We start from the raw sequence: 19,639 nt of genomic DNA on the forward strand, positions 1-19,639 counted from the left end.
AGTAAACTTGCGCTTCCAGGGCTTCAAAGGTAGTTATCGGAAATATACTTCTGTTTTTTGATAGCGTTGTTAACCTAGATAGCTATATGAGCTACTTTTTAGGGTCTTACTTGAGCGATAACCGGTCATTGAGATTGGCTAAATACGATAGAAAACTGTGAAAGTGACATCTTAGGTAATTTAGGTCTTTTTATAGCTTTTTAAACTCTATTTCATATTCAGACTTAGATATTGATGCCTTAAATACTGGTATGGAAATATTGTGATATTTAAGAGCATTTAAGATCCTTTCTTCTGTATCTTTGTTTGAGTTACTACCTAAATAAACACTAGATATTGCTTCAATAGGAATATCGGATAGCACAATGTCCATTCCGTAGTCATCTTTTCCAGAAGAACGGCGGTCATCAACATGGTTTAAGAAAATACGCTCTTCTTCTTCATAAGACCAATCTATTGATTTCTTACAAAACAATTCAAGACATGTATTATTAGTTTCATTAGAAATTTGACGTTTTGTTGAGTAGATAACAGGCTTAGGCTTTACTATTTCACCTCTTAGATTCCTTTGGTTTAAAAAAGCATGTGAATCATGAAACCCTATAATATATCCCTCATGATTCGATGCATAATGTGACCACATTAATATGTTTGAATTTGTTCTTGATAATGACAAAATGCACAAATGTCTCAAATACTCTATTAAACTTAAACCAAATGAATTAGGGCTAGTGTTTTCATAGATTTCATTTGCAAAACTATTTTTGCTATTTTCAAGTATCTTTTTATTTTCGGGGGTTCTATCTTCGTCAGGTGCATTTTCCCATATATTATCCATTTCTTTTAAAGTATTAGCTATCATACGATCATAAGTGCCATCTATGTTTTCTTGTATTTTAACAAGTGGAGAGGACTCAAATGGGTCATTTAAAGACTTAAATGGAGAGAACCTAATTGAGAGATTTTCAATAACATCTAAACGTTCAATTGGTAGGTATTTGAAAAGCATAATATCTTACTTTTACATCTAGTTATGGCAAAATCTATCATAAAGCTCTTATTAGAACAATTAAGGTAGATCTAAGATATGGTAACTATTTGTTAGTACCATTGTCCACAATTGGCACTTTGGCGAAGTCCGCCTAGAACGATTAGCAGTCGGTCGGGTAAACTCGTTTTTGGGCAAAAACGTTTTATAGCCGCCAGTGGGGCATTTGTCTTTTCAAGTTAGAAAAACTATTGTTACTTACTCTCCAAAACCCAATTCAGCCTTAGTTAGCTCAATGATATGAATATGTTGTTTGTCTATTTCTGCTAAAAACTTTTCATTTTCTTCTATAGTATGTTCCGACCATTCCCACTCTGAAATGCCCTCATCGTAATCAAATGTTTGTGAACTGGTTAACTTATCTTTGGCATGTTCAAAAAAATCACATAATTCAACAGTATTTTTGGACAATATAGCTTGATGCAAACTTATTCGATTCAATACAGAGCTAATAGAACTGATGACTGACGTAAAAAGTAATTTATCCTTTTCCTTATATTCTGGAGAAGTATACTTTTGCTCGTGTTTTGATTTTTCTGATTCAATCTCTTTTTCTGCAAATGCCCAATACTCAGCCTCCATGCGTTCGGCTTCTTCTTGATACTTTGGATCAACACCAAAAGGGGCATCAAATCCGCCACCAGAAAAACCACAGTGTTCGATATATATATTGTGGTACATTAAATGTTCTTGATTGCGTGAATAAACCAACTCTCTTAAATCTGTGATCGCTTTAGTCACAATCTGCATAATCTCTTGTCTTATTGGGAAAAACTGTTGATTAACCCACGATTTATTAGAAATTTCGTTCTGAATTGTTTCCACTAACTTAGTTGTCGATGCCAACTTACTAAGAATATTTGGGAAGTTAGCATCATCCAATTGGTCTTTAAGTTTCCGCAGCTCTTTGGCTGTTTCTTTGTCTTGCTTTTTCTTGGTGCTATAGTTTGCAGTATCGATTTTGCCCTTTAACCAATATGTCGAAATAGCTATAAATATTGGAGATATTAATATATTTCCATACTTAAGAATCTCTTGGGGGAGTAAGCTATCAGCCACGTTAATAAAGTCCTATTTTAATTGATCCGCTTTATTTCAGTCTATAAACAGATCTGAATGGTATTCAGATCATAGCATAATGGAGCATTAAAAAATCAGGTCAACTTGAAACCAAAAAATTTCTAAATATTGAATGTAATAACAAGAAATGGGGCAAAGGCGAGCTATATTTATGCCCCCCCCCTTTGGACAATTCCGCGTTATAGCGAACAATCGGCTCCATAACATCAGAGGATATTGAGGCTATTCACAATTTTAGAATTAAGTCAGTGAATGCGATTAGTTGTAGTCTTATCTGTACTAGCTCAAACTTTGATGCTTTCTATAATTTGCTTGAACATTTGAACTGAAGATAAAATAACTGCTGGGCTTTCACTGAATGCCTGCCCATACTCTTTTAAGTCTCGCCTAAGTTCCTTTTCATCACCCTCTAATTCTTTTATGATTTTATTAGTTTGACCTAATAATTCTTTAATGGATCGCGACATACACTTTTCAGAGCTTTTATCTGATACATCGATATTAATGTCTGTATAATCAAAAACAGTTGATGATAGCTCAAAGGTAAACTCTTCATACTCGAATTTACATAATAAACACGATATTTCTGCATTTGAAAAGCACTTCTCTATGGCTCTAGTTATTACTGAGGAAATGCGTTGAATGCGTTTTAGGTCGTTCGTTATCTTAGCCATTACTCTGTCAGCTCCTCTTCCAGAAGCATCGACTCCTCGTACTGATCTGAAGTTATATCACTCACTATGTTGAAATCTGTATCTACAAATTCAGTTAAAGCTTCTTCTATTTCTTTGATTGTTAATTTAAAAAACTCTCTGCGTTGGTTAACTTTGTTCACTCTTTTTGAAGCAAACTTGGTATGCAATCTATTTTCCAAAGAAGGCGCGTCATCCGATGGTATTAAGGCGTGGACATCAAAGTGGAACGGCACAGATGCACCACTCAACTCTCTAACTCGATCTAATGGCTCTAGCCTTCTGGTCATGCCTATTTTATATATATTCTCACCAAAGGATCCTTTGTTCGAAATTACATAGACATAGCCTGAGCGAGTTAACTGCGCCATGCTAAGCGCTCTATCTTTTTCATTTGTCGCACGCTCTAGTTTTACTTTAAGCTCTTCAATATGAGTGTTTAGCTTTTCAATTTCTTCTTGATTAGCGGTTTTGATCTTACTTAAAGCAGCATCGAGGCTTTTTTGGTATGTCACTTCTTCTTTTTCACGATCAGTGATAAATTTTTCTATCTCTTTTTTTACTTTAGCCTCTTCTCTCAAGGTTTCTCGCATATAACGCTGCTCATCAAGCTCCATTTCCTTTTTATATTTAAATTCAAAAAAGTGGCGTTGTTCTTCTAATCTTAAAGCTAGCAAATCTCTACTCAATTCAATGTAGCTGTCTTTACCACTTTTGTTTACTCGATCAAACCATTTTTCAATCTTTTTGGCACTGCTAGCAAAGTTGCGAGCAGTCGTGTTAGAGATTATATTATCTACCTCGGCATTGAATGCTGTTATCAAAAACTTTCCGTGCCTATTCTGCCTTGCTTTGCCGCTGGCAAGGTTATCATTCCACAAGATAAACTCTTTAAGTTTAAATCCTTTTCCTTTTAGTATTAAGGACTTTTGTTTTTCTTTAACTTTCTCTAGCTTGGACTTTATTTGATCACTCACAGGACCATTTACTAGATATTTGTATGGTGTAATCGTTTCTGCGATTTCTCGGTTTTCTGATTCGGTTTTAAGTTCTTGTTGCCTTTTTTCCAGTCTTGATACTTCTTTAGACGCTTTTAATTTTGATTCTTCCAATGCCCTAATTTCAATTTCAAGTCTGTTGAGTTTGGCTTGAGCTTCTTGTGATTGTTGCTCAGCCTTACTTTTGGCAGAGGCAATAAACTTTTCACATTCTTGAGCTGTTTTATTTATTAATTCATTAGCGCTATCTTCGGCCTTATTGATAATAATAGAGGCGTTTTCTTTAGCCTTAGTTATAAGTAATAGTGCTTTGAGTGATAACTGCACAGCTTTGCTTTTAGCAGTGGTAATAAGCTTTTCATTTTCTCTATCTGCAATTAGTTTAGTGTTATCACACTCTTGATTTGTTTTATCTATTAACTCTTTAGCACTACCCTGAGCCTCGTCGATCATAGTCGAAACACTCTCTTTAGCGGCTGTTAGAACTAGTGTTGCTTCCCGCGAGGCTGATGTAAGAATTTTATCCCTTTCTTTTGAAGTTTCGACTATTGTTTCTTCAAACTCTAATTTAGCCGAATCTATTTTTGAACGAGTTGTGGCTAACTTTTCATCCAAATCTTTTAATTTCAGACCACGGAGGTGTTCCGTAGTTGCAATTTCATTTTGAATGGCTTGTAGTTCAGACCTTGAGTGCTGAAGTTCCTTTTCAAGTGAGCTAACCCGCTTTTGTTCTTTTATTAACCTTGACTCTCTAACAAAACCTAGCATTCCCTTTCACCCGCGAATTTCATTCAAATACTAAACCACTCAAATCTAATTGAGCGCGATTACAAAATTAACTCCTTAAATGATTCACTTTTTCAGAGTTTCATTTGCATATTCTATAAACTTATTAAGTTATTGCCAATACAATTAAAAATTACTATAGCTCGTTTTTATTCAAGTACAAAAATGCGAAATTTTCTCTTTTTCTTGAATATGGGGGAAGGTCATTAAAACTGGATGTAAGTACGATGAGGCTAAATATTTAAAGGCACTTAAAGAGGGTGAGGTAGGATTACCAATTATCGGCTAATGCATTCGATACGATGATAGTCTTCTTGTTCGTTTAATAAAGTTGAAGCTATGCCATTAAAATCACGAGACACAATATCATCCATCTTATAGCCCAAACTTCATAGCTTATTATTGATTATATTTCATAATCTACTAATTCTTTAAGGCAAGTAGTTTAGCCAACAACATAGTAATTTTGCTTGTTGGCTATAATTTTAAACGTAAAAGTGAAATTTAGTTAAACTTTAAATTTTCACGAGGTCCTTAACCTTTTTGAATCTTACCTTGAGCCATAGGATCAGTTGAATTGCTAAGAAGTAAGCGGACTTGGTTCGCTTTGGTGCGAGCCTGCTCGAGAGTTGTTTGAGGGTAATTCCCCAAGACTATGTCTTTATGCTTATCATCAAAAATATAACGGAAACAAAATAGTTTTAAGCCTGTATTTTTTACTAATAAATATAAGTTTTTATCGTCATATTTTTTAATTTGTTTCTGCCCCGAATTGCATTTTAAGTTTTTAATTTCTTGATTATTTAATTTCATTTTCTAAACACCTTTTTTATTGGATTAGGTGTATCTTAATGAAAGATGGATCTATTTATATCTCGAAGTATGTGAGAAACCTCACATAAACGTATAAAAGTTTCTGTGACACCTTATGAATTTATGACTTAATAAATGTTTAGCTGGCATGGCAGCATAATTTTTAGTAGCTAAAGCTCTGTTCAATAGAGTTAAATCCTATCAGGAAGAGTGGTAAGAGCGATAAGTTGATAGTCAACTTAGTATGTTAGTATTTACTGGTTGATAAAGTAATTACTAATATAGAGCTTACTGAAAGCATGCAAATTAAAGGTACACAATACATTGATGAATGTAACCCAATTCAATCACAATCTATGATTGGAATATCAGACCAGCGTGTTGTGTAGTGGGGTGATAAAAAAGCCCGTTTCATAGTCCATGACTGTGTCAGCTTTTCACTTCCTAAAGACAAAGTGCCGACCCCATAGCGTTTATTTATAGCATCCAAGCATGCCATTACTTCTGGATTATTTTTACTCACAGCGAACATATCTGCTTGTTGAAATAACTCACTTTCTAATTCTATTGCGCCAATACCGCAGCGATAAAAGCGGGTGTTAGGTTTAAAAATATCATTAATAACATCTGAAACAGCATTGGCTATGACATTGGTATCAGATGTAGGTATAGGAAAATCATAGAGCAAAGACTTTTTATAATACATGTTTTCGTGTGGCGAGCTTGCAGCGAATATAACGAGTCGTTTTGCTAATGACTGCTGTTTCCTTAGCTTACGACCAACAATCGCTGCGTGTGTTACGAGGGCTGATTTTAATGCATTTAAATCACTCACTCTTTCCCCGAAACTTCTTGTAGAGTAGATTTCTTTTTTATCCTGTTTTACTTCATCCCAGCTCAAACAAGCGATGCCATTGAGTTCACTTACAATCCTCTCAACAACAACGCTAAAAATACGTCGCATTGCTTTTGGGTTTTGATTCGCTAAATCCCATGCACTTTTAATTCCCATCACCTTGAGTTTACTACCGAGTCGAGAACCAATACCCCAGACATCGGTAACATCCATACGTATAAGTACTTCTTGGCGTGATATATCATCATTAATAACAGCAACCCCGTTATAGCCTGACAGTTTTTTTGCTGCATGATTGGCTGCTTTAGCTAACGTTGGAGTAGTGCCAAAGCCTACCCCAACGGGCAGTCCTGTCTCACGCCATACAGCCCGGCGTATAGTGTGTCCGTAGTCAGTCCAGTCGTTAATAATTTTAGAAAAACCAGTAAAACGTAAAAATGACTCATCAATACTATAAACATAATGGTCATCACAAAAACGATTGATGACTGTCATCATTCTTTCACTCAAATCAGCGTAGAGTTCATAATTCGATGAGCGCACAACGACATTATGCTGCTCTAAATAGGGTTTTATTTTAAAGTAAGGCTCGAACTTAGGGATGTTAAGCTTTCTCGCAATAGGACATATAGCGCAGATACAGCCATCATTATTTGTTAATACAACAACGGGCTTGTGCCGTAAAGAAGGGTCAAACACCTTTTCTGCACTTGCGTAAAAGGCCACCGCATCTACGAGGGCAAACATCGATTTAACTCAACTTTATTTTTGTGTAGACGGATACTCGTAGTAACGACACCTTCGAGTTTAAAGTCATCATCTTTAGAAATATAAACAGATTTATAATCGTTAGATGCAGAGATTAGTAAACGCTTTGATTTATCTATGATTTTACAAACAAATGTACCGTTATAGTTTGCAACAATGATATCGCCTGTACTTACATCTTCAGCTCTATCAATAACTAACAAATCACCATCGAATATCCCTACGTCTTGCATAGAATGGCCTGAAGCTAGACCAATAAAAGTGGCGTTAGGATGTTTTATTATCAGCTCATCGATTGAAATATCTAGCTCAATATATTCTGCGGCAGGAGATTCAAAGCCGGTAATACCTGCTTCTATGAAAATTGGAATAATGTACATACGCACCTCTATACTGTTTATATGTACAGTATAGTTTGAGAGCTAAAACATACCAATACTTTTTTAATTTTAAGTTAGGGGGGCAAATTAAATTTGAAGATGAACCTTTATGTTAGGTAATAAATTCCTATCATTTTGTATACCACCCCACGATTATCAAGGGTCCAAGTCTGTATTCATAAAGAAGCCAGTTTATTTAAATTTATCTCTTGCCACTCTATATATTGAACTCCTCTACAGTTACAGGCATATTCATAGGAATAACTAATTATCAGGTAACACTATGAAATTATTAATAACCTTACTACTAACAATACTAGGCAGTTCAGAAGTCTTAGCTGAAAATCAAGAAATCGAATCATTTAGTAAAGCGAAAAAGATTTTAGAAAAGCAAGTTTATAACAATCACCGAAGTACGCTTTACTGTGGTGCTGAATTTGATTCTCAGAAAAAAGTAACAGCACCAAAAGGCTTTACCACGACTAAGTATCTTAAGCGTGCCAAAAAAGTTGAGTGGGAGCATATTGTGCCTGCGGAGAATTTTGGCCGTACTTTCAGTGAATGGAGAGATGGACATAGCCAATGTGTTAGTAGTAAAGGGAAGTCATTTAAAGGTCGAAGATGTGCGGAGAAAGTTAATACTGAGTATCGCCTTATGCAGGCTGACATGTTTAACCTTTATCCTGCTATAGGTGCTGTTAATGCGTTAAGAAGTAATTATAATTTCACTGTACTGCCTTCAGCACAAAGTGATTTCGGTAGTTGTGCGATGAAGATAGATAACAGAAAAGCAGAACCGCCTGAATCAGCTAGAGGAGAGATTGCACGTACTTACCTTTATATGGAGAGCGCTTATAAACGTTATAATATGAGCTCATCACAGCGACAGCTAATGAATGCGTGGGATAAAATGTACCCTGTAGATGACTGGGAATGTACTAGAGCAAAAAAAATATCTAGCTTACAGAAAAGCGAGAACAATGTAGTTAAAAGTCGGTGTGAAGCAAGTGGGCTTCTATGAGTGCTTTCATAGCTAAGTATTTACAATCTGCAAAGTGATGTTTGGGCAATTGAAAGGTTGTAACTCGTAATGGGGCAAAGGCAGTATAAGAACACTGCCTGTGTTAAATCAACAATCGGTTTCTCTCGATATCTTAATGGCGTCTTCAATCTCTATTCCCAAATATCTGATGGTGTTATAAATTTTTGTATGACCAAGTAGTAACTGAATGGCCCGTATATTTTTCGTTCGAGCATAAACCAAAGTTGCTTTGGTTCTTTGGGGTTTTAATAAAGTACTTTGCTAAATTACGGACAATTGCCAAGCCTGCCGAACTATAACGGTAAGAACTGGGTTCTAAATCTGACTTTTAGATTACCTTTGTAGAGTGGCCCAACTAGCAGTGTATGGAAAGCTGATCACCTTTTATAGAATAAACCCGTTCGCAGTGTGTGGGAAACTGATCACCTTTCCACTAAGTTACTGATACTCCTGTCTACCTGCCTAGCGATAACGACTAAAACTGGGCTCTTAATCTGACTTTTAGATCACCTTTTTGTAGAGTAGGCCAGCTTGTAGTGTGTGGGAAACGGCTCACCTTTTGTTAAATCACCGGCAATAGCCCTGTCTACCGCGCTATAATGTTAAGAACTGTGCCATTTAATATAACTTTTAGATCACCTTTTTGTAGAGTGGCCCAACTAGCAGTGTATGGAAAGCTGATCACCTTTCCACTAAGTTACTGATACTCCTGTCTACCTGCCTAGCGATAACGACTAAAACTGGGCTCTTAATCTGACTTTTAGATCACCTTTTTGTAGAGTAGGCCAGCNACTTTTAGATTACCTTTGTAGAGTGGCCCAACTAGCAGTGTGTGGAAAGCTGTTCACCTTTTACACAGAACAACTTATAGGGACCTAATAGTGAAGTCTCGGTTCATAATGTGGGAAGTAGATCACTTTATTACCTAACTTCCCGTTTTCAGTTACTTAAACACAGATAAACTAGGGGAATTACCACATAACATCAGTATAAGAACTGCTGGAAAAGTTAAACCGCAAGCCCCATTAAAAATGAGGGGGCACCGCTTCATCTCGCAATTTTTCGAGTAAGTCAGACCATCGCTGCATCATAGCTCTGCGTTGCTTTAGAAATTTTGCGTGATTATACGAGCGAGATGTTGAGTTACCTATTTGGTGAGCTAATTGCGTTTCAATATGGTGATAATCTTCTTCTAGCTCGTTTAGTATGGTAGAAGCTGTGCCACGAAATCCGTGTGATACTATTTGCTCGCTGGTGTATCCAAGAGCCTTTAATCTGTTATTTAATACATTCTTACTCATTGGCAGACATGGATTTTTTTCCGAAGGAAACACATATTCAGAGTAATTAGTGTTTTGATGAATTGCTCTTAAAAGAGCTGAGGTCTGCTGCGTAAGTGGAACAATATGTTCATTTCGAGCTTTCATCAAAAAGCTAGGGATCTTGATATATGCACTCTCAAAGTCTATATACTCCCATTTTAGATGCCGAAGTTCATGTGGGCGAATAAATAAGTGTGGCAGCAGTTTAAGTGCCTCACGAGAGCAATAGTTGCCAAAAGTGTTATTCTCGATATCGTATATCAGTTGACCTAGTTGCTTAGAGTCAGTAATAGCCGCATGATTTTTAACTCTCGGCATTTTACCTACTAATTGTGTGTAGTCGAAATTAATCAGTGGGTTGTTGTCTGTTATATTTTTTGTACTAGCATATTTAAAAATTCGATTTAACATTGACAACAACGGAGGTACTTTTTTCTTTGTATTAGCATCTACTAACAGATTAACGATTTTGATTAAGTGTTGTTTTGTTATTTGATCTATTTGTAGCTTACAGAGATTTTTTAGGTCATTGTTCAGCCATCGGGCAAGCTTTTTATAATTGTCCTCACTCCACTCGGTTTCGTTTAGTTCTAGCCATTGATGTGCAATTACGCCAAAGTTTAAATGTTCACAATAACTTTGATGTTTCTTAAGCTTTCGCTCAGCCATTGGATCAATTCCATCGAGGAGTAAAAGGCGAGCTTCATCAGCTTTTTTTCTTGCGTCTTTGAGGGGGGTTGTGGGGTATTTTCCTAAAGCCATTAATTTATGTTTTCCCCCGTACTTGTATTTAAGACGCCACAGTTTCGATCCTGTGCTATTTACTAATAAATACAAGCCATTACTATCGAACTTCTTGAGTTGTTCTTTATCTTCTGGGCACTTTAGCGCTTTGATTTTTTCATTGTTTAGCATGATTTCTTAATACCTATTTGATTAGAGTAGGGGTATTTTATTAAAAATTAGATCTATTTTTATCTCGATGTTTGTGAAGTACCCCACATAAGTACCCTAAACTTTCGAAATTTAAAAAGATCTAATGAAACCTTGTGAACTTATCAAAGTTATAAAAAAACCCGCAAAACAATGTCTTGCGGGCCTTATAAAGCTTTATGAACGCTTATGCGATCATGGGGGAGCGGTTTACATCATGCCGCCCATACCACCCATTCCGCCCATGCCACCCATATCAGCGCCACCAGCTTCATCTTTTGGGATTTCAGCTACCATTGCTTCAGTAGTGATCATTAGACCCGCAATAGACCCTGCAAACTGTAATGCAGAGCGTGTTACTTTAGTTGGATCTAGGATACCCATTTCAATCATGTCGTTGTATTCGCCAGTTGCTGCGTTGTAACCAAAGTTACCGTCGCCGCCTTTAACTGCGTTAATTACAACAGATGCTTCTTCGCCAGCGTTAGTTACGATTTGACGAAGTGGTGCTTCCATTGCACGAAGTGCAACTTTAATACCGTGGTTTTGATCTTCGTTGTCGCCAACTAAATCTACCAGCTTGCTAGCTGCACGTACAAGTGCAACGCCGCCGCCAGGTACTACGCCTTCTTCAACCGCTGCACGAGTTGCATTTAATGCATCTTCAACGCGGTCTTTTTTCTCTTTCATTTCCATTTCAGTAGCAGCACCTACTTTGATTACTGCAACACCGCCAGCTAATTTAGCCATGCGCTCTTGTAGTTTCTCTTTATCGTAGTCTGATGTTGCTTCTTCGATTTGTGCTTTAATTTGTGAAACACGACCGCTAATACCCGCTTCTTCACCAGCACCATCAATGATTGTTGTATCATCTTTAGTGATAATTACGCGCTTAGCTGTACCTAGGTCTTCAACTGTTGTTTTTTCAAGCTCTAAGCCGATTTCTTCAGAAATAACAGTACCGCCAGTTAATACAGCGATATCTTGTAGCATTGCTTTACGACGGTCGCCAAAACCAGGTGCTTTAACTGCTGATACTTTAACAATACCGCGCATGTTATTAACTACTAATGTAGCTAGTGCTTCGCCTTCAAGGTCTTCTGCGATGATTAGTAGTGGTTTGCTTGCTTTAGCAACCGCTTCTAATGTTGGTAATAATTCGCGGATGTTAGATATTTTTTTATCTACAAGTAGAATAAATGGGTTATCTAGTTCAACAGTGCCTTTTTCTGGGCTGTTGATGAAGTAAGGAGATAAGTAACCACGGTCAAACTGCATGCCTTCAACAACATCTAGTTCGTTTTCAAGTGATTGACCTTCTTCTACAGTAATAACACCACTGTTACGGCCTACTTTTTCCATTGCTTGTGCAATGATGTCGCCAATCTCTTTATCAGAGTTAGCTGAAATAGTACCTACTTGTGCAATTGCTTTAGTATCAGAACAAGGAACAGATAACGCTTTAAGCTCTGCAACAGCAGCAATAACTGCTTTGTCGATGCCGCGCTTAAGATCCATTGGGTTCATGCCCGCTGCAACAGCTTTAAGGCCTTCATTAACAATAGACTGTGCAAGTACTGTAGCGGTAGTTGTACCATCGCCGGCTGCATCATTTGCTTTAGATGCAACTTCTTTAACCATTTGTGCGCCCATGTTCTCAAACTTGTCTTCAAGTTCGATTTCTTTTGCTACAGATACACCATCTTTAGTGATAACTGGTGAGCCAAATGATTTATCTAGTACAACGTTACGGCCTTTAGGGCCTAATGTAACTTTTACTGCGTTTGCCAGGATGTTTACGCCAGTTAGCATTTTAGCGCGTGCGTCACCTGCAAAAAGTACTTCTTTTGCTGCCATGTTTTAAATTCCTCTAAATTCTTAAATGTTTATAAACGAAAAGTAGGTTTAGCCTACAATGCCTAAAATATTATCTTCACGCATGATCAGGTACTCTTGACCTTCGATCTTTTCAACTTTTTCAACATATGAGCCAAATAACACAGTGTCACCGGCTTTAACTTCTAACGCTCTCACGTCACCGTTTTCTAAAACGCGACCATTACCTACGGCTACAACTTCTCCGCGAGTTGATTTTTCAGCTGCAGAGCCAGTTAATACAATACCGCCAGCAGATTTTGTTTCTTCTTCTAGACGTTTAACGATTACGCGATCTTGTAAAGGACGAATGTTCATGTTTTTTAGTTCTCCTAACAGTTTCTGAACAGTACAGAAAAAAGCTTTTCTAATTTGCATTCATTAATGGGGGTAGAGTGAAAAATTCCAAGAGAAAAAACGATAAATTTTTAATCTTTTCGCTCATATTCACCATCAATAGTGGTTGGTCGTTCCATTTGCCCTTGCTCTCGTTCAGCATGTTGCTGCCCAGCAAACGGCGATGGCCCTTGTTGCATGCCTGCGCTCATTCTAACAGTTGCTTGGCTAGCAAGGCCTGCAGCCAATTTGTTACGAATTGCAGGGGTTAATAATAGTAGCCCAAATACGTCAGTCATAATGCCAGGAGTAAGGAGTAATACACCTGCAATTACAACGCATATTCCGGTAAATAATTCTTTGGCTGGCATTTGCCCTTGCGCCATTTGCGCTTGTACGTTTTGCAGCGCCCCCATACCTTGTGTTTTAACCATTTTGGCACCTAAAATCGCAGTAATAACAACAAGTGCAATTGTTGCAAATCCGCCAATCACGTCGCTTACTTGAATCAGTAAAGCGATTTCGATAATAGGGATGATAATAAACAACACAAATAAAAATCTAAACATAGCGCTCTCTAAATAATGACACTCAAAAGAGTTGATGAAATATAAATGAGGGTGACGAGGTCTCTTTTCAAGGTTAGGGCATAGGTATCGTCATTTTACTGATATTTTAGCGTCTACACATTGTATCGGCTATCAGATACTATGATGATAGACACTGTCCAATAAGTATAGGTTCATAATGACTACGCATTTTAAAATGATTTTTACGACCTGCAAAGACGAAGCAGAAGCACGCACACTTGCAAGGGCGTTGGTAGAAAAAAAACTAGCTGCTTGTGTAAATATTTTACCTAACATGGGCTCTATTTATATGTGGGAAGGCGAAGTTGCAGAAGCAACTGAAGCTAAGCTACTTATAAAAACGAAATCAGATAAAATGAACGATGTGTTTCTAACAATAAAAGAGTTACATAGCTACGAAGTGCCAGAGATTCAGGTTTTAGAAGTTTCTACGGGAAATTTGGCGTATTTTAATTGGATGGACGAGGTACTGAATTAATGCGTTTTTTCTTTTTATTGTTGGTTACATTATTAACCGTACCTGTAAAGGCTGCGACTAATAATGTGCTTGGTGATCTACTTGGGCCTCCTCAACACACTTTTTTACCTGTAGACCAAGCGTTTGTATTTGACTTTGATCAGCAAGGCAGCACCTTGTTTGTAGGTTGGGATATAGCACCAGACTATTATTTATATAAAAAGAAAATAGAAATCATTGCCAAGGGCGCAAACATTCAAGTAGGTGACTCTGGTAGTGGCGAAATTATTGAAGATGAATTTTTTGGTAAAACAGAAGTTTTTTTTAATATCGCGAGCGTTGTTAGTAAGTTAAGTAATATCACTGAGGGAGCGGTTGTTAAGGTTCGCTATCAGGGCTGTGCAAAAGCGGGGCTTTGTTATCCACCAGAAGTGATTAGTATCCCACTTAGTGTAATTAGTGGCGCACAGATTAAAAATGTAGATCAAAATAGCGCTACAGATGAAGCGGCAACAGCGCAAAGTACATTTGCAGCACTCAACGAGCCAACTACTGAACCTACAACAAATTCAGGTGACACCGAAAAAGAACTGACTTTTACTGAGCAATTAGCCAGTCAGAGCTTAATAACTAATTTACTCATATTTTTTGCTGTTGGTGTAGGCCTTGCTTTTACGCCATGCGTATTCCCAATGTTTCCAATTTTGTCGAGCTTAATTGCGGGTCAGCAAAACCTTTCAACTAAAAAAGCGTTTGCGTTGTCGTTTGTATATATACAAGGCATGGCAGTTACCTATGCAGCACTAGGCTTAGTTGTTGCGGCGCTTGGTGGGCAAGTGCAGGGGTATTTACAGCATCCATTTGTGTTAATCAGTTTTAGTTTATTGTTTGTATTATTGGCTATGTCGATGTTTGGTTGGTACGAAATTAAACTGCCAAGCAGTATGATGAGCAAGCTAACCCAAGTAAGTAACAACCAAAAAGGCGGCAACTACGTTGGCGTGTTTTTAATGGGTGTACTTTCAGGATTGATTGCATCACCTTGCACTACGGCACCACTGTCGGCGGCACTGTTATTTGTAGCGCAAAGTGGTGATTACTTAGTAGGTGGTTTAACACTGTACGTGCTTAGTTTAGGTATGGGGTTACCACTTTTATTACTTGGTACATCTGGCGGTAAACTGCTGCCTAAAGCAGGTGGTTGGATGGAGCAAGTTAAAACCTTGTTTGGTTTTGTGATGCTCGTTGTGCCGCTTATATTACTTGAGCGACTAGTAAGCGCCGACATTATATTATTAATGGCAGGTGTGCTTGCATTAGCAACAGCACTGTACTTACATCATTGGCAAAGTAGCCAAACACAAAGCAAGTTAAAAACTGCATTATGGTTTGCTGCAACTCTATTAGTTATTACAGGCTTTACGTTAACTAAAAACTACTTTTGGCCAGTTCAAGTACAAACAGTACAGGTAAGCTCACAAAATAATGAGTTTAAACAGGTTGCTGATTTAGCAGAATTAAAAGAAGCAGTTGCACAAGCAAACGACGAAGGTCGAATGGTTATGGTCGATTTATATGCCGACTGGTGTGTGGCGTGTAAAGAGTTTGAACATTACACCTTTCCTGATGCCAAAGTGCAAAGTGAGTTTAGCCACTATCAGCTTATTCAAATTGATTTAACTGAGAGTGATAATAAAACAATTGAGCTAATGGAAGAGTACACGGTGTTTGGTTTACCTAGTATTTTGTTTTTTAATACTCAAGGACAAGAGCTTAGTACGCAGCGCGTAACGGGCTTTTTAAATGCTGAGGACTTTGCTAAACACCTAGCAGTTGTGCGCGCCAGCGCACAATAATAGTGCAATAGTGCCACTTGAATTGACTAAGTGGCACCTTCTTAATTCTTCTTATATTTGTACCCACGACACTGATAAGACCAGTATTTTGCTGCTATTTACGTCGAAATCACTATAATAGTTGGTTAACGTGAGAAATTGTTGCTACATTGCTTTTTCTGCTTACTTAAAAGTGAAAAACTAGTTAGTAACCGCTTAACTCATTACTTATAGGATATATCGCGTATTATGGCTGCAAAATTTAACCTTTTAGTTATAAATGGTCCAAATTTAAACATGCTTGGTAAACGTGAACCGGATAAATACGGTTTTCAGACGCTGAGTGAGATTATGGAGGAGCTAACCAGTGCTGCTAATAGTCTAGATGTTGAGTTAACGCATTTTCAAAGTAATAGTGAGCAAGCACTCATCGAACGAATTCACGATGCTTGGCAAGCGGTCGATTACATAATTATCAACCCAGCTGCATTTACGCATACTAGCGTCGCATTACGTGATGCACTGTTGAGTGTTGATATTCCGTTTTTTGAGGTGCACTTAAGTAATGTGCACGCACGTGAAGCCTTTCGTCATCATTCGTATTTTTCTGATGTGGCACAAGGCGTGATATGTGGATTAGGCGCAATGGGTTATCACGCAGCATTGAATGCCGCTGTGAGCCGGTTGCAAAGCGCAATTTAATTTAAATTAACACACAAACTAACAGGCGGGTCGTGTAATGGATATTCGCAAGATAAAGAAGCTTATCGAATTAGTAGAAGAATCAGGTATTGCTGAGCTAGAAATCACTGAAGGTGAAGAATCAGTACGTATTAACCGTAACAACATGAGCGCAGGCCCAGGTTACCCGCAATTTGCTCCACAGCAATATGCACCAGCGCCAGCAGCACCAGTTGCAGCGGCTCCTGTAGCTGTTGAAGCAGCAGCACCAGCTGAGCCTACGGGTCATCAAGTTAAATCACCAATGGTTGGTTCTTTTTACTCAGCTGCGTCTCCTGAAGCTCCAGCATATGTAGAAGTTGGTCAGCAAGTTAAAGTTGGCGATACACTTTGTATTATCGAAGCTATGAAAATGATGAACCAAATTGAATCAGATAAAGCCGGTACAGTAAGAGCTATCTTAGCTGAAAATGGCGAGCCAATAGAATTTGATCAACCTCTATTCATCATTGAATAATAGCGTAACCTAAAAGGCCAACTCTAATGTTAGATAAAGTAGTCATTGCAAACCGAGGTGAAATTGCACTTCGTATATTGCGCGCCTGCAAAGAGCTTGGGATCAAAACGGTTGCTGTGCATTCAACGGCAGATCGCGATCTTAAGCATGTATTGCTTGCAGATGAAACCATCTGTATTGGTAGACCATCAGCAACTGAAAGTTATTTAGATATTCCGCGCATTATTGCTGCGGCTGAAATAACTGACGCTGTAGCGATTCATCCTGGTTACGGTTTCCTTGCAGAAAATGCTGATTTTGCCGACCAAGTTGAGCAAAGTGGTTTTGTATTTATCGGTCCTCGTGGCGACACTATTCGCCTTATGGGTGATAAAGTGTCTGCTATTGCAGCAATGCGTAAAGCCGGCGTTCCATGTGTTCCTGGCTCTGACGGCCCGGTATCAGATGATAAAGAACGCAACATGCAAATCGCTAAGCGTATCGGTTACCCGGTAATCATCAAAGCCGCTGGTGGCGGTGGTGGTCGTGGTATGCGTGTTGTTCGCAGCGAATCTGAACTTATTGATTCAATTGCATTAACACAGCAAGAAGCTAAGCAATTCTTTGGTAATAGCATGGTTTACATGGAAAAATTCCTTGAAAACCCACGCCACATCGAAGTTCAAGTATTAGCAGACGGCCAAGGTAATGCAGTACATTTAGGTGAACGTGATTGTTCTATGCAACGTCGTCACCAAAAAGTAGTTGAAGAAGCTCCAGCACCAGGAATTACTGCTGAAACGCGTAAATTCATTGGCGAGCGCTGTACACGTGCATGTATCGAAATTGGATACCGCGGTGCAGGTACGTTTGAGTTTTTATACGAAAACGGCGAGTTTTACTTCATCGAAATGAATACACGTATTCAGGTTGAACACCCTGTAACTGAAATGGTTACTGGTATCGATTTAGTGAAAGAGCAGTTAAAAATTGCAGCGGGTCAACCGTTATCATTCACTCAAGACGACGTTGTTATTCGTGGTCATGCTATTGAGTGTCGTATTAATGCTGAAGATCCTGAAACGTTTATCCCGTCACCGGGTAAAATTACACGTTTCCATCCAGCAGGTGGTTTAGGTATTCGTTGGGACAGCCATATTTACGCTGACTACACGGTTCCACCACATTACGATTCAATGATTGGTAAGTTAATTACTTACGGTGAAAACCGTGATGTAGCTATTGCCCGCGCGCGCAATGCACTTAACGAGCTAGTAATTGACGGAATTAAAACTAATACTCCTTTGCATAAGAGAATTCTTGCAGATGAAAACTTCCAAAATGGTGGTACTAACATCCACTACCTTGAGAAGAAATTAGGATTGTAATTCTAGCCTGTAAAAGGCGTTTTATCTCAGTTAATAACCTGAGTTATTAAGTTGATTTAAATAACTAAAAATCCGATATCAGGAGACTGATATCGGATTTTTTAATGTCTGTAATTTATACCAATTCGCTTAATTAAACGATCTATTTTGAGGGCGGAAAAACGTGTTGGTAGCTAGGCAAAAAATTCGCTATTTAGTTGTTCTCGGCAATTGCTCCTGCATTGCTCTACCTTCTGCATCCATGCAGTCGTAAATGAGAGTTTTTTAACGCAGGTAGCGACACGTTCAGCCCCGCAAAATGATTAAGTATTATTGCGGATTGGTATTAAGCCTTATAGGCAATAAAAAAGTCCATAAAATATACTGCAAAGAGTAAATTTGATGGACTCAATATTTATACAATATGTTGAAATAACATTAAACTAATTTAGATTCAATTAACTGTAGTGCTTCTTCTAAAATTGTTTCTACTGCTTTTTTAGCGCGCTCAGGATCGCGTGACTTTATGGTCTCTAAAATATCAGCGTGCTTAGCAACGTCTGCGCCCGGTACACCTTTAATGTGGTTTGTATAACGAATACTTACTCTAAGGGCAGTACTAATAAACTCAGTTAACTGCACAAAAAAGCGATTGTTACTGGCAACTAATATACTGGTATGAAAAGCAATGTCAGCTTCGAGTGGATCGTCCAAGCCTTCGTCTGCTTCAGCCATACGGGCTAAGGCACTATCTATATCAGCGAGTTGTTCAGCAGTTGCATTTAGTGCAGCAAGAGCGGCTGCTTGTGGTTCAAGCGCGACACGTACTTGAGTAAACTCTTTTAATAATGACAGTGATGGCTTGCTGCTTAAAATCCAACGTAGTACGTCGGTATCAAACATGTTCCAGCTACTTTCAGGTAATACACGAATACCTTGCTTAGGACGCGATGAAATTAACCCTTTAGCAGAGAGCATTTTTACCGCTTCGCGGGTAGCGCTGCGACTTACATCATACTTTATACATAAATCGGCTTCAGAAGGCAGGCCTTCGCTTACAGGGTAAACACCACGCACAATAGCAAAACCCAAATCGTGGGTTAATTGTTGTGTTAAATTTTGACGGGGTTGGCTTTTCATTGCGCAGGATTCCGAGTTGATATATTGCTTTATTATATATCATATATCATATTAATGTACTCAAGGATATGATATAAACTTTTAATTAGCTAAATATTTTAACACAGCAATAACGACTTAGTTTGGCTCTTTATACTGTAAATG

General features: G+C 38.1%; 18 protein-coding genes and 1 pseudogene. 6 read left to right on the forward strand and 13 right to left on the reverse strand.

Annotated features, from left to right (window positions below; genetic code table 11):
- Positions 1–190: 190 nt before the first annotated feature.
- The 7 genes from GQR45_RS11415 to umuD all read right to left on the reverse strand — a co-directional run bounded on the left by GQR45_RS11415 (position 191) and on the right by umuD (position 7,421).
- Positions 191–1,009: a DUF2971 domain-containing protein gene (locus GQR45_RS11415; protein WP_165725962.1), complete on the reverse strand. Its 819-nt coding sequence runs from the start codon at positions 1,007–1,009 to the stop codon at positions 191–193.
- A 237-nt stretch (positions 1,010–1,246) separates the two neighbouring features.
- On the reverse strand, positions 1,247–2,107 hold the full coding sequence (locus GQR45_RS11420; RefSeq protein WP_165725963.1) for a hypothetical protein: 861 nt from the start codon (positions 2,105–2,107) through the stop codon (positions 1,247–1,249).
- 305 nt (positions 2,108–2,412) lie between these two features.
- Positions 2,413–2,802, reverse strand: a complete 390-nt coding sequence (locus GQR45_RS11425) for a hypothetical protein (RefSeq protein WP_165725964.1) — start codon at positions 2,800–2,802, stop codon at positions 2,413–2,415.
- Positions 2,802–4,586 carry a DUF4041 domain-containing protein gene (locus GQR45_RS11430; protein WP_165725965.1) on the reverse strand — a complete coding sequence of 595 codons (1,785 nt, stop codon included), beginning with the start codon at positions 4,584–4,586 and terminating at the stop codon, positions 2,802–2,804. The genes GQR45_RS11425 and GQR45_RS11430 overlap by 1 nt, the downstream gene beginning before the upstream one ends.
- A gap of 552 nt (positions 4,587–5,138) precedes the next feature.
- Positions 5,139–5,417 carry an Arm DNA-binding domain-containing protein gene (locus GQR45_RS11435; RefSeq protein ID WP_165725966.1) on the reverse strand — a complete coding sequence of 93 codons (279 nt, stop codon included), beginning with the start codon at positions 5,415–5,417 and terminating at the stop codon, positions 5,139–5,141.
- A 343-nt stretch (positions 5,418–5,760) separates the two neighbouring features.
- The gene (locus GQR45_RS11440; RefSeq protein WP_165725967.1) at positions 5,761–7,020 is read right to left on the reverse strand and encodes a Y-family DNA polymerase; all 1,260 of its coding nucleotides are present in this window, start codon (positions 7,018–7,020) and stop codon (positions 5,761–5,763) included.
- The gene (gene umuD / locus GQR45_RS11445) at positions 7,005–7,421 is read right to left on the reverse strand and encodes a translesion error-prone DNA polymerase V autoproteolytic subunit (RefSeq protein ID WP_165725968.1); all 417 of its coding nucleotides are present in this window, start codon (positions 7,419–7,421) and stop codon (positions 7,005–7,007) included. The genes GQR45_RS11440 and umuD overlap by 16 nt, the downstream gene beginning before the upstream one ends.
- Positions 7,422–7,704: 283 nt before the next feature.
- Here umuD and GQR45_RS11450 point away from each other — a divergent pair, with 283 nt between their 5' ends.
- The gene (locus GQR45_RS11450; protein WP_165725969.1) at positions 7,705–8,442 is read left to right on the forward strand and encodes an endonuclease; all 738 of its coding nucleotides are present in this window, start codon (positions 7,705–7,707) and stop codon (positions 8,440–8,442) included.
- A 108-nt stretch (positions 8,443–8,550) separates the two neighbouring features.
- Here GQR45_RS11450 and GQR45_RS11455 read toward each other — a convergent pair.
- The 5 genes and pseudogenes from GQR45_RS11455 to GQR45_RS11475 all read right to left on the reverse strand — a co-directional run.
- Positions 8,551–8,700: pseudogene (locus GQR45_RS11455) on the reverse strand (integrase); the annotation flags it as partial.
- Between the two features lie 788 nt (positions 8,701–9,488).
- The gene (locus tag GQR45_RS11460; RefSeq protein WP_165725970.1) at positions 9,489–10,700 is read right to left on the reverse strand and encodes an integrase arm-type DNA-binding domain-containing protein; all 1,212 of its coding nucleotides are present in this window, start codon (positions 10,698–10,700) and stop codon (positions 9,489–9,491) included.
- A 228-nt stretch (positions 10,701–10,928) separates the two neighbouring features.
- Positions 10,929–12,575 (reverse strand): chaperonin GroEL, encoded by a 1,647-nt coding sequence (gene groL / locus GQR45_RS11465; RefSeq protein ID WP_165725971.1) that lies wholly within the window; start codon positions 12,573–12,575, stop codon positions 10,929–10,931.
- A gap of 48 nt (positions 12,576–12,623) precedes the next feature.
- Positions 12,624–12,911: a co-chaperone GroES gene (locus GQR45_RS11470; RefSeq protein WP_007580032.1), complete on the reverse strand. Its 288-nt coding sequence runs from the start codon at positions 12,909–12,911 to the stop codon at positions 12,624–12,626.
- Positions 12,912–13,021: 110 nt separating this feature from the next.
- Positions 13,022–13,498: an FxsA family protein gene (locus tag GQR45_RS11475; protein ID WP_007580034.1), complete on the reverse strand. Its 477-nt coding sequence runs from the start codon at positions 13,496–13,498 to the stop codon at positions 13,022–13,024.
- A 178-nt stretch (positions 13,499–13,676) separates the two neighbouring features.
- Between GQR45_RS11475 and cutA the strand changes: the two genes are divergently transcribed.
- From cutA to accC, 5 genes are all read left to right on the forward strand, one after another.
- Positions 13,677–13,997, forward strand: a complete 321-nt coding sequence (gene cutA / locus GQR45_RS11480; protein WP_007580036.1) for a divalent-cation tolerance protein CutA — start codon at positions 13,677–13,679, stop codon at positions 13,995–13,997.
- Positions 13,997–15,832: a protein-disulfide reductase DsbD gene (locus GQR45_RS11485; RefSeq protein WP_165725972.1), complete on the forward strand. Its 1,836-nt coding sequence runs from the start codon at positions 13,997–13,999 to the stop codon at positions 15,830–15,832. Before cutA ends, GQR45_RS11485 begins: the two co-directional genes overlap by 1 nt.
- A 228-nt stretch (positions 15,833–16,060) precedes the next feature.
- The gene (gene aroQ, locus GQR45_RS11490; protein WP_007580040.1) at positions 16,061–16,513 is read left to right on the forward strand and encodes a type II 3-dehydroquinate dehydratase; all 453 of its coding nucleotides are present in this window, start codon (positions 16,061–16,063) and stop codon (positions 16,511–16,513) included.
- A gap of 37 nt (positions 16,514–16,550) precedes the next feature.
- The gene (gene accB / locus GQR45_RS11495) at positions 16,551–17,009 is read left to right on the forward strand and encodes an acetyl-CoA carboxylase biotin carboxyl carrier protein (protein WP_007580042.1); all 459 of its coding nucleotides are present in this window, start codon (positions 16,551–16,553) and stop codon (positions 17,007–17,009) included.
- Positions 17,010–17,035: 26 nt separating this feature from the next.
- Positions 17,036–18,376 (forward strand): acetyl-CoA carboxylase biotin carboxylase subunit, encoded by a 1,341-nt coding sequence (gene accC / locus GQR45_RS11500; protein ID WP_007580045.1) that lies wholly within the window; start codon positions 17,036–17,038, stop codon positions 18,374–18,376.
- Positions 18,377–18,793: 417 nt separating this feature from the next.
- Here accC and GQR45_RS11505 read toward each other — a convergent pair whose 3' ends face one another.
- The gene (locus tag GQR45_RS11505; RefSeq protein WP_024596672.1) at positions 18,794–19,495 is read right to left on the reverse strand and encodes a FadR/GntR family transcriptional regulator; all 702 of its coding nucleotides are present in this window, start codon (positions 19,493–19,495) and stop codon (positions 18,794–18,796) included.
- Between the last annotated feature and the right edge of the window lie 144 nt (positions 19,496–19,639).

Origin of the sequence: Pseudoalteromonas sp. SA25 (assembly GCF_011378705.1) — a bacterium.
In the GTDB taxonomy this organism is placed as follows: Bacteria; Pseudomonadota; Gammaproteobacteria; order Enterobacterales; family Alteromonadaceae; genus Pseudoalteromonas; species Pseudoalteromonas arctica.

Bases quoted from the DNA above. Each gene is read 5' to 3' on its own strand.
- GQR45_RS11415 (WP_165725962.1), bottom strand. From the start codon at position 1,009: ATGCTTTTCAAATACCTACCAATTGAACGTTTAGATGTTATTGAAAAT.
- GQR45_RS11425 (WP_165725964.1), bottom strand. From the start codon at position 2,802: ATGGCTAAGATAACGAACGACCTAAAACGCATTCAACGCATTTCCTCA.
- GQR45_RS11430 (WP_165725965.1), bottom strand. From the start codon at position 4,586: ATGCTAGGTTTTGTTAGAGAGTCAAGGTTAATAAAAGAACAAAAGCGG.
- GQR45_RS11435 (WP_165725966.1), bottom strand. From the start codon at position 5,417: ATGAAATTAAATAATCAAGAAATTAAAAACTTAAAATGCAATTCGGGG.
- GQR45_RS11440 (WP_165725967.1), bottom strand. From the start codon at position 7,020: ATGTTTGCCCTCGTAGATGCGGTGGCCTTTTACGCAAGTGCAGAAAAG.
- umuD (WP_165725968.1), bottom strand. From the start codon at position 7,421: ATGTACATTATTCCAATTTTCATAGAAGCAGGTATTACCGGCTTTGAA.
- GQR45_RS11450 (WP_165725969.1), top strand. From the start codon at position 7,705: ATGAAATTATTAATAACCTTACTACTAACAATACTAGGCAGTTCAGAA.
- GQR45_RS11460 (WP_165725970.1), bottom strand. From the start codon at position 10,700: ATGCTAAACAATGAAAAAATCAAAGCGCTAAAGTGCCCAGAAGATAAA.
- groL (WP_165725971.1), bottom strand. From the start codon at position 12,575: ATGGCAGCAAAAGAAGTACTTTTTGCAGGTGACGCACGCGCTAAAATG.
- GQR45_RS11470 (WP_007580032.1), bottom strand. From the start codon at position 12,911: ATGAACATTCGTCCTTTACAAGATCGCGTAATCGTTAAACGTCTAGAA.
- GQR45_RS11475 (WP_007580034.1), bottom strand. From the start codon at position 13,498: ATGTTTAGATTTTTATTTGTGTTGTTTATTATCATCCCTATTATCGAA.
- cutA (WP_007580036.1), top strand. From the start codon at position 13,677: ATGACTACGCATTTTAAAATGATTTTTACGACCTGCAAAGACGAAGCA.
- GQR45_RS11485 (WP_165725972.1), top strand. From the start codon at position 13,997: ATGCGTTTTTTCTTTTTATTGTTGGTTACATTATTAACCGTACCTGTA.
- aroQ (WP_007580040.1), top strand. From the start codon at position 16,061: ATGGCTGCAAAATTTAACCTTTTAGTTATAAATGGTCCAAATTTAAAC.
- accB (WP_007580042.1), top strand. From the start codon at position 16,551: ATGGATATTCGCAAGATAAAGAAGCTTATCGAATTAGTAGAAGAATCA.
- accC (WP_007580045.1), top strand. From the start codon at position 17,036: ATGTTAGATAAAGTAGTCATTGCAAACCGAGGTGAAATTGCACTTCGT.
- GQR45_RS11505 (WP_024596672.1), bottom strand. From the start codon at position 19,495: ATGAAAAGCCAACCCCGTCAAAATTTAACACAACAATTAACCCACGAT.